Here is a 14,474-nt window from a genome sequence, read left to right as displayed (position 1 = left end):
GAGCGGCCAAATGTGGGGGATCAATTGAACCAACCCACCGGATCCCTTGCACTTCGCAATGGGAAGTCCAAATAGCTCGAAACGCATCGCACACTGCGATGCAGGCCGGAAGGACTTTCATGACTGTCGAATCTGTTGCGTTGCGCGGTCACACTGTCGAGGAGCGATATCGCTTGCTGGTCGACGCAATCAGCGACTACGCGATCTATATGCTAGACCCCGACGGTTACATCAGCAGCTGGAATGCGGGCGCACATCGCTTCAAGGGATACACGGAAGAGGAAATTCTCGGCCAACATTTCTCTCGTTTCTATACATCTGCCGACCGCGACGCCGGCCTGCCCCAGCGCGCCCTCCATACGGCCGCAACGGAAGGGCGGTTCGAAGCGGAAGGGTGGCGGGTCCGCAAGGATAGCTCGCGCTTCTGGGCGCATGTCATCATCGACGCGATCCGCGATCCGAAAGGACAGCTCATCGGTTTCGCCAAAATCACCAGGGACCTGACCGAGCGTAAGCGGACCGAGGAGGTGCTGAAAAGCAGCGAAGAGCAGTTCCGGCTTCTGGTCCAAGGCGTCGTAGACTACGCGATCTACATGCTCGATCCCCAAGGCTACGTATCCAGCTGGAACCTTGGCGCTCAACGCATCAAAGGATATGCGCCCGAGGAGATCATCGGCCAGCACTTCTCGAAGTTCTATACTGACGAGGATAAGGCGCAAAATCTGCCGAAGATCGCATTGGAGAATGCCGAACGGGAGGGGCGCTTCGAAAGGGAAGGCTGGCGGATCCGAAAGGATGGAACCAGATTTTGGGCGAATGTCATCATCGATGCCATCCACGCCGACGATGGACGTCTGATAGGCTTTGCCAAAATCACGCGCGACATCACCGAGAAGCGACAGGCCGAGGAAACGCTTCAGCGGGCTCAGCAGGAACTCTTCCAGGCGCAGAAGATGGAAGCCCTCGGCCAACTCACGGGAGGCGTGGCGCACGACTTCAACAACCTGCTGACGGCGATTTTGGGAAGCCTGGAAATTGCACAAAAGCGAGCGGCGGTCGGAAAGGATGTCACCGAACTTATCAAGAATGCAATCCAAGGCGCACGACGGGGAGCTTCGCTAACGCAGCGATTGCTCGCATTCTCTCGCAAGCAGGAGCTGACGCTGGAAGCTGTCGACATACCCACTCTTGTTCGAGGGATGGCTGAGATGCTCCGGCGGTCGATTGGACCGACAATCGAAATCAACACCAGCTTTCCTCTGGCGCTTTCGCGGGTTCATTCGGATCCCAATCAGCTAGAAAGTGCGCTGTTGAACCTGGCTTTAAACGCCCGTGATGCCATGCCCAAGGGAGGTTCTGTCGTTATTGCAGCAAAGGAACATTGGCTAGCCGTTGGCGACGTCGGCGGCCTGAAACCGGGTCACTACGTCTGTCTTTCGGTAACCGACGATGGCGAGGGCATGGACGTGGCAACGTTGGAAAGTGCGACGAGCCCGTTCTTCACCACCAAAGGAGCCGGTAAGGGAACAGGCTTGGGCTTGCCCATGGTGCAAGGGTTGATGGCTCAGTCTGGCGGCAGCCTCGTACTTCGATCTTCGACGGGCGCCGGCACCACAGCCGAACTCTGGTTGCCTGTCGCCGAGCACCGTGAGCCAGACCAGACGAAAGCGGAAGTAGCGCCCAAACTGGAGACGTCGTTGCGCGTCCTTGTCGTGGACGACGATCCGCTTGTGCTGACGAATGCCGCGCTGATGATCGAGGATCTCGGCCACGCGGCCGTGGAGGCCCAGTCGGCCGAGGAAGCGTTGAAGCTGCTTTCAGAGGAAAACGACTTCGATCTTGTCGTCACCGACCACGCCATGCCCAAGATGACAGGTGCGGAGCTTGCAGCCCTTCTTCGGGCGAGCCATCCTCATTTGCCGGTTATTCTAGCAACCGGCTATGCGGATCTGCCCAATGCATCGGACCGCGATCTTGTCAGACTTCCAAAGCCGTTTTCACAGGCGCAGCTGAACTCGTCCATTCTCGCCGCTGTTCTTGACCGAAAGTGAGCGCACTCAACCGGAACCGCATGGTAGCCGCAGGGAACTTGTTGCACAAAGGAAGGTTTTGACCAAACCCAAAACCTTTGGAGGGTCCGCAATGTTCAGCTTCGGCCCGCAGACGCTGGATGAAGGTGTGCGCTTCCGCCTCTGGGCTCCCCTGCAGACGGCCGTCGGGATCATTATCGGCGATCGTCCACCTTGCGAGATGGTGGCTCAGCCTAGCGGCTGGTTCACGTTCCTATCCGAGCAGGCGAGCCATGGCTCGCGCTATCGATTCGTCCTTGCTGATGGGCAGGAAATCCCCGATCCCGCCTCTCGCTATCAGCCTGATGACGTGCACGGGCCGAGTGAAGTCGTCGATGGGAGCCGCTACAGCTGGGTGGACGGTGCCTGGCGTGGCCGTCCATGGAGCGAAACGATCCTCTATGAAATGCATATCGGAACCTTCACGCAAGCCGGGACGCTGGCGGCTGCGACGCAGCGGCTTGATCATCTCGAACGACTTGGCGTCACGGCGATCCAACTCATGCCAGTCAACGACTTTCCCGGACGCCGCGGTTGGGGCTATGACGGCGTGCTTCCCTACGCGCTTGACAGCAGCTACGGGCGCCCGGAGGATCTAAAGGCCTTTATCGATGCGGCTCATCAGCGGCGGATCTCTGTTTTTCTCGACGTCGTCTACAACCACTTCGGACCGGAGGGAAACTATCTGCCCTCTTATGTCCCCCTGTTTAACCGCCACCACAAGACGCCATGGGGGCCAGCCATCAACTACGACGATGAGCATTCCGACCTGATCCGCAAGTTCGTCGTCGAGAATGCCCTTTACTGGCTAGAGGAATTCCGAGCTGATGGGCTGAGGTTTGACGCTGTGCATGCGATCAGGGATGAAAGCGACGAGCATTTGCTTTCCCACCTGGCCCGGACGATCAGGCTGGCAATGCGAGGACGTTATTGCCATTTGATCGTCGAAAATGAAGACAATGCCGCTTCGCTGCTCGAACGCGATGAGGATGGCAAGCCGCCTCTCTACACTGCCCAGTGGAACGACGATATCCATCACGCGCTCCATCGCGCTGCGAGCGGTGAGGCGTTCGGATATTACGCCGATTATTCAACGTCCCCGTCTGTCGTCGCACGGGCGATCGCTGAAGGCTTCATCTACCAGGGCGAAACGATGCCTTATAAGGGGACCGCCCGTGGCCAGCCGAGCGATCACCTGCCTCCGACCGCCTTCGTCGCTTTCATTCAGAACCATGACCAGGTCGGCAACCGCGCCCATGGCGACCGCCTTCATAAAATCACGCCGCAGCCGGCCCTCGAAGCGATCGCCAGCGTCTACCTTCTTTGCCCTCAGGTGCCGATGATTTTCATGGGAGAAGAATGGAAAAGCGAGGCCAATTTTCCCTATTTCTGCGATTTCAGCGAGGAGCTGAATGCGACCGTGCGCAAGGGGCGGCGCGAGGAGCTGTACCGCCTGCCTGGCTTTGACGAGGAAGGTGCCGACACACTTCCTGATCCGACGGATGAAACGACATTTTCATCCGCCAAGCTCGATTGGAATAGGCGCGAGCAACCGGGACATAGAGAGCATCTCGAACTCTATCGCCATCTCATCACGCTGCGGCGCGCTCACATCGTCCCGCTGTTGGAAACGATGCGCTCGGGCGGACACATCGGTTCCTCAAGGCAATTGATCGACGTTCATTGGGATCTCGGGGAGGGGAGAAAGCTGCACCTTATTGCCAATCTATCGCACCAGCCCGTCGCGATGGATCTGCCACAGTCTGGTTCGGTGATCTGGAAAACACATCAGACAGCCGACCGCCTTCCGCCGTGGTATGTATGCTGGACCCTCGAAGACGAGCCATTGGCGCCGGAACGTCAGATCGCGCACTGACGGTTGCCACAATCTTCAGTCCGCCGATATCAAGAGGGCGAAGGGCTGTGTTCGAAATGCTGTCTCGATCTCGATTGCCGGCCCGCCGTCAACCGCGCTGTCGGCCAGGATATCTCGGCGCGGCGTGCTGAGCCGAGCGGGCAGCTCAATCCGGGTATCGCCCCAATAGCCAGGTTTCGTGCGCAATGTGATCGCATCGATGTGCCGCGAAATCAGTCGGGGAACGATCGTTATGGAAAACTGCCGCTTGTCATGACGGGCGAACGCCACGATATGCCGGTGCCTTTGCCCTCGTACGTTAAGGGGCAAGTAGTCGCCGCGATCATAAAGTTCGGGCCGCGCGTGACGAAGCTTCAGACCTGTTGCGATCAACGTCTGCTTTCTCTGCCAGACATCTCCACCGTCCGCGGCTTTCAATGATAACATGGCCTCCAAGCGTCGGAAGTCGACAGGCCGGCGATTGTCGGGATCGACGAGGCTGAGTTCCGGTCCCTCCGATCCCTGGTAGATGTCAGGCACGCCGGGGATCGTCAGCTTGAGCAATGTCTGGGCCAGGCTGTTCAATTGTCCGGCAGCAATGATACGCCTTATCGCGCGATCGAAGTCATTGCGGAACGCTTGGTTCTCCTTGCCCAACAGCCCGCCTGCAAAGTCGAGGACCGCGGTCTCGTAGCGCTCATTTGGTTCGCCCCAGTCCGTGTATGTCTTGGCCTCCCGGATGGCTTTTTGTGCATAGTCTTTGAAACGGTCGCTCAACACGCCATCGATGTCTTCGATATCCTGGGGCCAGATGCCCACCAGAGCCTGGTAGAGCATCCATTGTGTATTGGGTTCGGGCCATGGTCCGTCCGGAGTATTGACAATAAAAGCTCGATTGAGCTGTTGCCATCGGTTAAAACCGGCTAACCACTCCGCAGCATGTTCGGTCAGGGCATAGAGGCGCGCGCGCGCATCTTCCCCACGCTTGGTGTCATGTGTCGAGGTTGCCGACAGCCCCAGCTGCAGTATCGCACGTTCGCACATCGTCCTGTGAAAATCGTCCGGCTCACTGCCGACCGTGGCCGGGTCACCGCCGACTTCATTCAGCCCAAGCAAGCGATTGTAGCGATAAAATAGCGTGTCCTCCATCGCCTTTGCCATCACCGGGCCGCTCAGCTGCTGCAAACGCCTGCGAAGTTCGAGAGCATTGGGGTTGTCATCAGGGTCGAGGATCGCGCGGCCGATCATCCAAACAGCTTCAGGTTGTTCGGCGTTCCTAGCCGCATCGGCGAGCACGCTTTCGAACAGGACCCGGTCGGGGCCCTCGAGCGGGCCTGTCGCGCCGTAGGTTCGGTAGACTGGAAACGCCACCAGGATCCCGGCGATCGCCTCGTCGACGGCGCCGCGCTGCAATTGAGGCACCACTGCCATAGCAAGATCGGTCAGCCTGGCGCGCTCACCGGCAAAGTTGCGCTCCACCATGGCGCGCTTTGCCTCTCTTCTGCCAAGGTCAAAGTCCGCGCGTGTCGGCGCCACTGCTCGATAAGCCTTATCGAGCAACTCAAGGCCTTCTCGTTCCACGAACAGCTCTGCGAAGCTTGCAATGACTTCGTATCCGGTTGTGCCGGACACGGGCCAACCCGGTGGCATCGTCTCGTTTTGCGCGAGAATCTTCTCGACAATGATGTATGGGCTCGGATCAACAGCCTTCCGAAGTTTTGCAAGATAGTCCGCCGGATCGGAAAGGCCGTCTACGTGATCAACGCGCAGGCCCTGGACCTGCCCTGCGTGGACAAGTTCAATGATCAATCGATGTGTCTCGTTGAAAACGTCTTGATCTTCAACGCGAAGCCCGACCAGGCCGGCGACTTCAAAGAACCGCCTGTAACTGAGGCGGTGTCGAGCTTCCTTCCACGGGATGAAGTGCCAGTGCTGCTCCTGGTGTAGAGCTTCCATGAATGCGTGATCGGCGGCAAGTTCGTCAAGGGAGGCACGCCCCGAGCTTACGAGAGCCATGAGGCGCGCAGCGCTCTCCTGCCGAAGCGGGTACAAGAGCGTGCCATGCGTAAGGCCAGACTTCCCAGTCGCGGACTGGCCAGAGAGTCCGATAGAGCCCGACGCCAGGGCTTGCGAAAATGGATCGTCGAGAACGGGAAGAGTGATTGGTCTCGTCCAATCGACATCGAAATAGGTTGCGTAAGGACTATCGGGGCCGAGCTCAAGCAGGCTGCGCCACCAAGGGTTTTCAAGCGAGGCAGCCATGTGATTGGGCACAATGTCGAGGATAAGCTGCATTTCAGCTGCTTTGAGTGCGGCTACCAGGCGTTCAAAACCGCCGGCTCCTCCGATCGCCGGATCAATTTGATTTGGGTCCACAATGTCGTAGCCATGCGTCGACCCTTCCGTCGCCATGAAGAGAGGGGACGCGTATAGGTGACTGACCCCGATCCTCTTGAGATAGGGGATGATCGAACAAGCATTTGTGAACGTCATTCCGTTCCGGAATTGCAGCCGATACGTTGATGTTGGCGCCTGCATGAAGCCCTCGCGTAACCCGCATTCCTATGAAGCGCTCGTGGTCAAAATGCCGCAAAGCGGTCCAGGCGAAACAGCCCTGAACTTTCTTTGTTCCGAAGATCACGACGGCGGCAGCCGGCACCGGGGCTCAGAAATCCTCAATCGACGCTTCCATGACGCGGCGGGACAAACGCGGGCTTATCGTCTCTCAACCGCCAGCGCCTGGAGGAGTGTCATTTTCAAGGTACTCCTTATATTGGACAGTTTCGTCCTCGTTCGTGTCGATGGCCGCGGAGGGCTTGATGAGCAATCGGACACCAGGCCCGCCGTCGACCGGTCCTTCATCGAAGAACATGACACCAGCTGTCCTGAGGACCCCAACGAGCGCTTCGGTTTCCTGGGAAGGGCTGACCAGTTCCCCCGGCTGGCTCTCCAGCCGGTCGATGACTGATAAAGACAGGCCAGACGCCTCGGCCAGTTGGCTTGGCTCCCATCGCAGCAAAGCCCTTGCCGCTTTAAGCTGCTCGCTTGACACCATCAGACCATCCTTGATGGATCAACGCGGGCAGGCAGCGACATATCTGCGGCCATACGCGTCGCGGTAATAGCACTGGCCAGGCCGACCGGCGACGTTGCCGATAACGGCACCTGCGGCGCCTCCGACGGCAGCACCTATTGCGGCCCCTCGCACATTACCGGTCGCGACGCCTCCAACGACAGCGCCCGTCGCAGCGCCGATTCCAGCGCCCTGTTCTGTGGGAGTGCATCCAACAACCGCGGCTGCAGCAAGAAGCGAAATTACAATCTGCCTCATCCTTATGTTCCTTCCCTGACGTCGCATATCATCAGCCCCAAAAGACAGAGATAGGGGCCGGGGTGAGAAAGCAACTGATCGCGCCCCAGACCGAACGATGGAGGGAACGAGGCGGTCACTGATGGTTCTCGTTTGAATTGATCTCCAGCTCTCGTCAGGCGCCGACCGGACCGGGCATTTTGATCGGGCAGCACGTGAACTGGCTGTGAAGGCACACCGAATGCCTCGTTCGGATCGAGGCCGCAATATCAACGCCTTGTTGGCTGTTGACAGACCAAGCGCGTACGGCCGAAGTCAGTGCGCGAGCCGGCCCCATGCCGCGCCTCGTCGGTACCGCATGATGAAACTCCGACGCCCGGGCAGCTCTTTTTGCAATCGATCGGTTACTTGATCGCAATTGCGTCGGCGACGAGGCCCGACTTCAGCCGATCGATGACATCGTGGCGTGTTTCGGTCCATTCGCGCGTCTTTACCCAGTACTCAACCTTGAGTACGGTCTGATCGGCTGTCAGATCGTCAGCGAAAACCCGCGGAGCAGGCTCTGCTCTCACTCTTTCGTCAGATGAAACGATCCCCAGAACCGCCTGCTTTGCCGCTCCAAGGTCCGCTTCATTGCCGATGGCAATGGACAGTTCCTGGCGCCGATTTGCCTCGCGGCTGTGATTGACAATCGGGGTGTTCCAAAGTGTCGAATTGGGCGCCATGAGATATAACCCATCGGTCGTCTTCATCTCGGTGGCGAAAAGGCCTATCTCGCGGATGAACCCTTTAACGTTTGCCGTCTCGATATATTCTCCAACGCGGAAGGGCCGCAAGACGAGAAGCATAATACCTGCAGCAATGTTTTGCAGCGTGCCTTGCAGTGCAAGGCCAAGGGCGAGACCAGCGGCACCCAGAGCAGCGATGATCGAGGCGGTCTGAACGCCAAACTGCCCAAGCACGGTCACGAAGACCAAACTGAGCAGTCCATAGTGGAAAAGGTTCTGGAAGAAGCGCGCGAGCGTCTCATCGATTCCATGGATCCTTGAAATGACGCGAAAAGCCGAGCGGCTGATCACGCCTGAAAGAATCCAACCGCCGACGAGAAGCACAATCGCGCCCAGGATGGAGAAGCCGTATGTTACCGCAAGGGCAGTAGCCTGATCAAAGGCGGTTTGCGTGGCAAGTACCACATTGGCAGACTGATTTTCCATGAGATTACCTGTGACTGTCGAATAGCGTTACAAGTGGCATAACCGCCAAGAGGTGGATCAAGCGCGGTCGCCGGCTGCGCCACTGGTGGCTCGTGCGGCGGCGTCGCGTGAGTGAAACGGTTGTCGTTTCAAGATGGTTCCCAGGTAGCTCTAAAGGCCATCGCACGAAGCTCTGACCGACAGACGGAGCGCTCGAGTTCAAGCCGATGCTCTTCGCAATGCTTTGCGGTGGGACGTCTTAGGGCTTCGCGGTTGGTCGCAAGCTGCGCGTTTAATGCATAGCCCGGAGCTGTAACGGTTGAAAAATGCCCGGAAAATTGATGAGAGCGCGTCTGCCTTCAGCGATCCAAGGAAACGCTACCAGACGCTGTCCTCATTCGCGATACACTGGCATATGAGGCAGGAACTTTGTCGGCCGCGGACAGTTACTTTGCTTAAGACAAAGGAGAAGAAAAATGCCCGCAAAATCCAAAGCGCAGCAGAAGGCAGCAGGTGCCGCCCTTGCGGCAAAGCGTGGTCAAACACCAAAGAGCAGGCTCAAAGGGGCATCCAAGGAAATGGTGGACTCCATGAGCGAGAAACAACTCGAGGAGTTCGCTTCGACAAAACGCCGCGGAAAGCCAGAGCGCGTCTCGCACTAACGCCACCCAACCGTGCTGCGCTGGCTTTCGCCAATCGAGATCACTCCCAGTGCCCGACATTCGGCGCGGGCCGGTAGCAGCGAGAGCTTCCGTCTTTCCACATGGGAAGGAAGCAGGAGCAGAGCCATGCTCAAATCGTTCCTCAAAGAGATCATAGGGGCTTCTCCGGCGCTCTACGATCCATGCCCAAGTCTTCTCTCGTTTCGCAACAAGTGCCACGTCCTTGTTTTATTCGAGGGCTCGGCTGATGACCGCTGCGAATTGCAGGAGGAATATCTTGCCAACCAGCAAGAAGCGCTGGCATCGCGGGACATTGCGCTTTTGCGTGTCGCCGGCGGCGGCGTTTTCTCCAGTTTCGAAGCCTGCGCTGATATTAGCGCGGACCAGATCCGCGCGGATCTTAACGGTCCTTCGCCTGAGGAATTCGAAGCCATACTCGTCGGCCCTGACGGTGCCATAAAGTTTCGCTCGGGGCGACCAGTCAGCGTTCAGAATGTCGTAGAGTTGATCGACAGATTACCTCATAGCGACCCGGTCGCACACGCGTGATTGCTGATGCGCTGTCCAAGGTATGACACAGTAGGTGGTGCTGGCGAACGCGATTGACGCGGCTCTTGATCGACCAAGGGACAGCGAAATTCGTTGTCGCTTCCGCATAGGTGCGGCCAGTTCGGGCCAGCAGAAGGAACAGATCATCGTCTCCTCAGTTAGGATTTTTACGCAAGAGGAGCACTTCGATGGTCGATCCAACAGGACAAACAATCAGCGCGATTTTCGATGACGAGCGGGATGCAGAGCACGCCGCCGAGGAAGTGATTGCCTCGGGAATTGCAAACGATGCCGTAACCATCACGCGCGGACATGGCACAGATACGCTTCCCAAGGATCATGGAGGCTTTCTAGACGCAGTCGAAAAGTTCTTTTTCACCCAAGAGCAACGAAACGTCTACGCCGAAGCGCTTAGGCGCGGAGGATTTCTTGTCAGCGTGCAGGTCAAGGACCAAGCTCAACATGACGCGGTCCTGAAGGTCCTGGCTGACAAAGGGAGCATTGATATCGATGAACGCGCCGAGCAGTGGCGCGCGCAGGGATGGCAATAAGACGTTGGCCAACGAGGTCTGGCCTCAATTTGTCGTCTGACCGCCTGTTCGGTATTCCGTTCAGAAACCTACTGCGGTTCAGGCAGATTATACTGTTGACCCGGAGCCTTGCTCGGAGGGATGACGCGCAGCGTACCGGTGGAAGGAACTTCCTGCTCCAGACCCTCGTCGCCCGATGCCGGCGGTATGAGCACGCCATTGCAACGGGATAAATCTACGTCACTGCCGCCGCGAGAAGGTGAACCTTTCTGCAATTGCTGTTGCGACGGAGCCTGACATCCTTTTGGAAACGGCTTTGTCGTCCTTTGACCAAAGGCGTTCGTCGCGACAAGCAGAACCAGACCGGCAGCGACGATGTTGCGCATGAGCTGCATCAAGCATCCTCCGCACCATTGTATTCAAAGGCCAACTGCCGACTCCCGGCAAAAGTTCCAGTCTGAGAAATAAAACAAAGCGCTGGGAAGCATCAGGCGGTCTTTTGAGGATCTCGCGGGCGAGGGTTGCTGCGTCGCCGTTTATAACCTGGGTGCTAGCGCTCAAAGCTTGCCACGTTCCCGATAGATACGTCGTTTGAGACATGCCGCCCCAAATCCAGCCTCACCAGAAGCGGCAAATGGTCCGACGCTCGCCGCGTCAGTGGGTCAGCCGTGATCGCCACGGAAGCGACATGCAGTTCCTTTGATACGAAAATATGATCGATGCGCAGCAGCGGATATCGCGATGGAAATGTCGGCCGCGGCCTGGTTCCTGCCAACAGCTGGGCGTCGCGAAAATGCGTCGCCAAGCGTTTATAAGCCGGCGAGGATGGAATGGCGTTCAGGTCCCCACAGACGACGGCCGGGAGGGCCTGGAATTGCGCATTTCCGATCCAGTCGTCGCTGAGGAGCGCTGTCACTTGCCGGTTGCGGTCCCGGTTTCTGAGCCCAAGGTGTGTGTTGAGCACATTAAGGGGCCATCCGTGGACGTCAACCTGCACCCAGATTGCCCCGCGGGTCTCGCCGATCGACGGCAGGGGAGCAGCCCTCATCAGGCGCGTCGGAAGCGCGGTGACGATCGCATCGCCATAGCGTTCCTCCTCAACGTGCAGCGCCGGGTGAAAATGGGCTTCCATCTTCAGCAGTGTCGCGATCATCTCCGCCTGATCGATCCCGCCTGTCCGCTTTCGTCCAACATCGAGCTCCTGGAGCGCGATGATGTCGGCCTCTGATCGTGCGATGACCGCCGCGATCCGATGCGGATCAATCCGCCGATCCGTGCCAACGCAGCTGTGAACATTATAGGTGAGAACCTTGAGCTCGCGCCGGTCAGATGGCGAGAGGGCAGATGCGATTGTGCTCATGCAGCGGGGAACCCGCGTGAGCTTATTTCGTTCCCACTAGCAAAGGGATCAACGCTAAGCGGAACCTTCATGTCGGCCAGGCGAGTTTTCATCAACACAGCCCTCATTCTAGGCCTGCTGCTCGCCGCCTACTTGCTCTACAAAGTCTTCAGCCGGTATTCGCTTGGTGAGATCATGCAGTCGCTCGGGGCTATCTCCGCGTCCCGATTGATTTTAGCTGTCGGCTTTTGCGCTCTTTCCTACCTGTGCCTCAGCGGCTTTGACTGGATGGCTTTGCGCTACGCCGGCAAACCGCTAAGCTACCCGAAGGCAGCGCTTGCCTCGTTTACCAGTCTTTCGATCGGGCATAACCTCGGTGTTGCGGCTCTGAGCAGCGGTGCAGTGCGCTATCGCTACTATGCGCGGTGGGGATTGAACGCGGAAGAGGTTGCCAAGGTTATTCTGTTTTGCGGTGTGACGGTCGGGATGGGGCTGTTGACCCTGGCTGGCATCGCGCTTCTGAGCAATCCCAGGAATGCAAGCAATTTGCTCAACGTCGGCGCTGACGCTCTCTTTCGGCTCGGCATTCTTTGTCTAGCGTTTCCGGTGGTTTACGTCGTCCTTGCCGGTACTTTACGTGCTCCGCTGCACGTGTGGAAGTGGCGCTTTGAGATGCCGGACCTCAAGCTTGCGATTGGACAGATCATCATCGGCACGCTCAATTTCATCTGTGTTGCCGCCTGCCTGCATCAGGTGCTGACGGCCGGCGTGGATTCAAGCTTCGTTCAAACGGCGACGGCCTACGTGCTTGCGAATATCGCCGTCCTCGTAACTCATGTGCCCGGCGGCCTTGGTGTGCTGGAAGTTACGGTCAGCCATGTCCTGCCGGGTACAGCCTCGATCGGGGCGCTCGTCGCGTTCCGGGTCATCTACTTCCTACTGCCGCTCTTGATCGGCCTGACGGTCTTTGCGGCAAGCGAATTGATCATTCGCAAGCGCAGCACCGCTCGCTCAAAAAAGCGCGCTCAAAAGTCGCCCCAAACGCAGACGCAGCTTTTGTAATGGCCAATACGGACGCCGGGGATCGACAAGCGCGGTTCCCACGAAAGGGGGTGTATCGCCGCGATGGATGTTAATCTCGAACTGTCTCAGGCCGCGTGCGCCGGTGTTGAGCGCTGCGATTGCAGCAAGCATCGATTGCAGTGACCGCTCAGTCTCGCCCATAAGTGCTGGACTGGTGCCCAAATGTTCCGCGATCAGCCGGTGACGCAGGCAGCTGATCGCGTGCTGATGAGCGTCACAATCAGCCTCCAGGGCGAGATCACATTCGGTGTCCAAGCCTTCCGACCGGTTGTTGAGGTTGGACGATCCAATGCGCACGAGACGGTCGTCGACGATAACAAGCTTCGAATGAACGACAAGTTCCTGCTCGCCGCCGTCTGCGCCGGGCACAACCGCGTACATCACTCTCAGCCGATCATATCGGTCGACGCGCTTCAAGCGTCGGATCAGCCTGTCGCGGGTGTTTCCCATAGCAAGCTTCTCGATGAAGCCGTGCGAACTCTTCGTCACCACCACGGCTATCTCAGGTCCGTCTGGATCCTTCAAGCGCTTCGCGATTGCCCTGGCGACACCGGAGGATGCAAGGTATTGCGTTTCGATATAGATGTGCATGCGCGCCGCAGCGATTGCGTCGCGCGTAAGCCGGAAGGCTTCGTAGCGCCCACGCTTGCCGATCAGGCCCGGTTCCGTCAAAGCAATCGCAGCAGGCGTCGCCACCATGTCGGGAACCAAAGCAGGCCAGCTGGCGCACGGTTCTGCCATCGGCGCGATTATTTCACCGGTCGCCTTTTTCCAGCGCCTGCGCGCAACGTCCCCGATCATGAGTGCCACCTCACCAGAAACAGCGCACTGGATATCGTGGACGGGTTCGTAAGGCGTGCCGTCCGGCGAACACCTCAGGGGATTTACAGCGCGGTGGTCCGGCTCGTCCCATCGCCTGGCCGTAAGGTCGATCCCGCCTAAGAAGGCAAGATTGCCGTCTATCGAGACGAGCTTCTGGTGGTGACAACCGCGAAGCGGATGTCGGAAGTCGAAACGCATCGAAATCCGCGGGTGGATGGAAACTGCGCTCCGGCGAAACAGCCGCAGCGACTTGCCGGAATAAATCGGGCCCATGCCCCAGACCAAAATCCTGACCTGCAGCTGCGGCTGTTCCGCCACCAAGGACAAGAGCAGCTCCCCGAGCGTTTGCGAGCTCACATATGGCCTTAGCCGGATATCGGGATTGAAATCCCAACCAACGATCCAGATCTCTTGCCGTGCCTGTCTCAGCGCCTGATCAAGTGCGGAAAAATAGGCCGCCCCGTCGACAAGAAACGCTGCCTTGTCAGCGACGCCGGCGCGCCAGGCATTGCGCCCGGGTTGAATGACCTGATGGGACGATGTCCTCCTAGGCAGACGCCGAAAGACGGAGGTGACGACTTGGAGCGTATCAGCCGCTTTGGATGTGTCGCCCGTGGATTGATAATCCAGCATTTTGCCTTGTTTTTCCTGTGCCTTTGGTTGTCTCGCCTAACGCGCGAAGGACCGCGCGTGTTCCAAGGGCAAATGACGAGCATTGTGCGACAGAGGCGGAACTTGAAATGTTCGCTCCTAAGATGCGACTATGCGCTTTTCGGACCTCTGATCGGTGGCAAACTGATGTGCGGCTCCTCGAACGCGCGTTCGGCTGCGGCTCGTACGCTCGCAAGATCGGCTTGACCGGGCGGCAGGAATGCCAGTGCGCGGCGTTGGGTGTCAACTGCCCGATTTGAGCCGTAGCTGCTTTCGCCTTCCGTTGGTCATGGCAGGCGAGGAGCACCCGCGCCCACGGGGCCGAGAACGCGCGGTATTTCGAGGCCAATGCCGGAATTGCCCCCGTGACGATGAAACACTTTCCCGTCAGGTCGGGAACATCGGCTCTTT

13 protein-coding genes are annotated in these 14,474 nt (G+C 58.4%); 6 read left to right on the top strand and 7 right to left on the bottom strand.

The genetic code is table 11. From position 1 onward, the window contains the following. The first annotated feature begins 119 nt into the window (after nt 1-119). Together BSG20_RS27705 and treZ are read left to right on the top strand one after the other, a co-directional pair. On the top strand, nt 120-2,051 hold the full coding sequence (locus tag BSG20_RS27705) for a hybrid sensor histidine kinase/response regulator (protein ID WP_072380543.1): 1,932 nt from the start codon (nt 120-122) through the stop codon (nt 2,049-2,051). A gap of 91 nt (nt 2,052-2,142) precedes the next feature. Continuing rightward, a complete protein-coding gene (gene treZ, locus BSG20_RS27700) occupies nt 2,143-3,945 on the top strand; it encodes a malto-oligosyltrehalose trehalohydrolase (protein WP_072380469.1) in 1,803 nt (600 codons plus the stop codon). Between the two features lie 15 nt (nt 3,946-3,960). Here treZ and treY read toward each other — a convergent pair whose 3' ends face one another. The 4 genes from treY to BSG20_RS27680 form a co-directional block, all read right to left on the bottom strand. Then, nucleotides 3,961-6,462 (bottom strand): malto-oligosyltrehalose synthase, encoded by a 2,502-nt coding sequence (gene treY / locus BSG20_RS27695; RefSeq protein WP_072380471.1) that lies wholly within the window; start codon nt 6,460-6,462, stop codon nt 3,961-3,963. Nucleotides 6,463-6,649: 187 nt separating this feature from the next. Continuing rightward, on the bottom strand, nt 6,650-6,979 hold the full coding sequence (locus BSG20_RS27690; RefSeq protein WP_244541454.1) for a helix-turn-helix domain-containing protein: 330 nt from the start codon (nt 6,977-6,979) through the stop codon (nt 6,650-6,652). An 18-nt stretch (nt 6,980-6,997) separates the two neighbouring features. Continuing rightward, nucleotides 6,998-7,255 (bottom strand): YMGG-like glycine zipper-containing protein, encoded by a 258-nt coding sequence (locus BSG20_RS27685; protein WP_072380475.1) that lies wholly within the window; start codon nt 7,253-7,255, stop codon nt 6,998-7,000. A gap of 383 nt (nt 7,256-7,638) precedes the next feature. Next, nucleotides 7,639-8,448, bottom strand: a complete 810-nt coding sequence (locus BSG20_RS27680) for a mechanosensitive ion channel family protein (protein ID WP_072380477.1) — start codon at nt 8,446-8,448, stop codon at nt 7,639-7,641. Between the two features lie 455 nt (nt 8,449-8,903). Between BSG20_RS27680 and BSG20_RS27675 the strand changes: the two genes are divergently transcribed. The 3 genes from BSG20_RS27675 to BSG20_RS27665 all read left to right on the top strand — a co-directional run bounded on the left by BSG20_RS27675 (nt 8,904) and on the right by BSG20_RS27665 (nt 10,189). After that, entirely contained in the window at nt 8,904-9,089 is a 186-nt protein-coding gene (locus tag BSG20_RS27675) for a DUF3008 family protein (protein ID WP_024316330.1), read from the top strand. 126 nt (nt 9,090-9,215) lie between these two features. Next, nucleotides 9,216-9,638 carry a DUF4174 domain-containing protein gene (locus BSG20_RS27670; protein ID WP_072380480.1) on the top strand — a complete coding sequence of 141 codons (423 nt, stop codon included), beginning with the start codon at nt 9,216-9,218 and terminating at the stop codon, nt 9,636-9,638. A gap of 188 nt (nt 9,639-9,826) precedes the next feature. Beyond that, entirely contained in the window at nt 9,827-10,189 is a 363-nt protein-coding gene (locus BSG20_RS27665) for a hypothetical protein (protein ID WP_072380482.1), read from the top strand. Nucleotides 10,190-10,257: 68 nt separating this feature from the next. Here BSG20_RS27665 and BSG20_RS27660 read toward each other — a convergent pair whose 3' ends face one another. Next, entirely contained in the window at nt 10,258-10,563 is a 306-nt protein-coding gene (locus BSG20_RS27660) for a hypothetical protein (protein WP_072380483.1), read from the bottom strand. A 155-nt stretch (nt 10,564-10,718) separates the two neighbouring features. Beyond that, nucleotides 10,719-11,528 (bottom strand): endonuclease/exonuclease/phosphatase family protein, encoded by an 810-nt coding sequence (locus BSG20_RS27655; RefSeq protein WP_072380485.1) that lies wholly within the window; start codon nt 11,526-11,528, stop codon nt 10,719-10,721. 69 nt (nt 11,529-11,597) lie between these two features. Here BSG20_RS27655 and BSG20_RS27650 point away from each other — a divergent pair, with 69 nt between their 5' ends. Continuing rightward, complete coding sequence (locus BSG20_RS27650; RefSeq protein ID WP_072380487.1) at nt 11,598-12,569, top strand: lysylphosphatidylglycerol synthase domain-containing protein; 972 nt, start codon at nt 11,598-11,600, stop codon at nt 12,567-12,569. On the opposite strand, the gene BSG20_RS27645 is transcribed toward BSG20_RS27650, so the two are convergent. Then, complete coding sequence (locus tag BSG20_RS27645) at nt 12,519-14,045, bottom strand: phospholipase D-like domain-containing protein (protein WP_072380489.1); 1,527 nt, start codon at nt 14,043-14,045, stop codon at nt 12,519-12,521. The two genes, BSG20_RS27650 and BSG20_RS27645, sit on opposite strands and share 51 nt — an antisense overlap. Nucleotides 14,046-14,474 lie beyond the last annotated feature (429 nt).

It is taken from the genome of Rhizobium tibeticum (genome assembly GCF_900110205.1).
Classification (GTDB): Bacteria; Pseudomonadota; Alphaproteobacteria; order Rhizobiales; family Rhizobiaceae; genus Rhizobium; species Rhizobium tibeticum.
The sequence above is the reverse complement of the archived record's forward strand: the minus strand, read 5'-3'. Positions and strand labels throughout refer to the sequence as shown.

Coding starts and splice junctions, on each gene's coding strand:
- BSG20_RS27705 (WP_072380543.1), top strand. CDS start 120: ATGACTGTCGAATCTGTTGCGTTGCGCGGTCACACTGTCGAGGAGCGA.
- treZ (WP_072380469.1), top strand. CDS start 2,143: ATGTTCAGCTTCGGCCCGCAGACGCTGGATGAAGGTGTGCGCTTCCGC.
- treY (WP_072380471.1), bottom strand. CDS start 6,462: ATGCAGGCGCCAACATCAACGTATCGGCTGCAATTCCGGAACGGAATG.
- BSG20_RS27690 (WP_244541454.1), bottom strand. CDS start 6,979: ATGGTGTCAAGCGAGCAGCTTAAAGCGGCAAGGGCTTTGCTGCGATGG.
- BSG20_RS27685 (WP_072380475.1), bottom strand. CDS start 7,255: ATGAGGCAGATTGTAATTTCGCTTCTTGCTGCAGCCGCGGTTGTTGGA.
- BSG20_RS27680 (WP_072380477.1), bottom strand. CDS start 8,448: ATGGAAAATCAGTCTGCCAATGTGGTACTTGCCACGCAAACCGCCTTT.
- BSG20_RS27675 (WP_024316330.1), top strand. CDS start 8,904: ATGCCCGCAAAATCCAAAGCGCAGCAGAAGGCAGCAGGTGCCGCCCTT.
- BSG20_RS27670 (WP_072380480.1), top strand. CDS start 9,216: ATGCTCAAATCGTTCCTCAAAGAGATCATAGGGGCTTCTCCGGCGCTC.
- BSG20_RS27665 (WP_072380482.1), top strand. CDS start 9,827: ATGGTCGATCCAACAGGACAAACAATCAGCGCGATTTTCGATGACGAG.
- BSG20_RS27660 (WP_072380483.1), bottom strand. CDS start 10,563: ATGCAGCTCATGCGCAACATCGTCGCTGCCGGTCTGGTTCTGCTTGTC.
- BSG20_RS27655 (WP_072380485.1), bottom strand. CDS start 11,528: ATGAGCACAATCGCATCTGCCCTCTCGCCATCTGACCGGCGCGAGCTC.
- BSG20_RS27650 (WP_072380487.1), top strand. CDS start 11,598: ATGTCGGCCAGGCGAGTTTTCATCAACACAGCCCTCATTCTAGGCCTG.
- BSG20_RS27645 (WP_072380489.1), bottom strand. CDS start 14,045: ATGCTGGATTATCAATCCACGGGCGACACATCCAAAGCGGCTGATACG.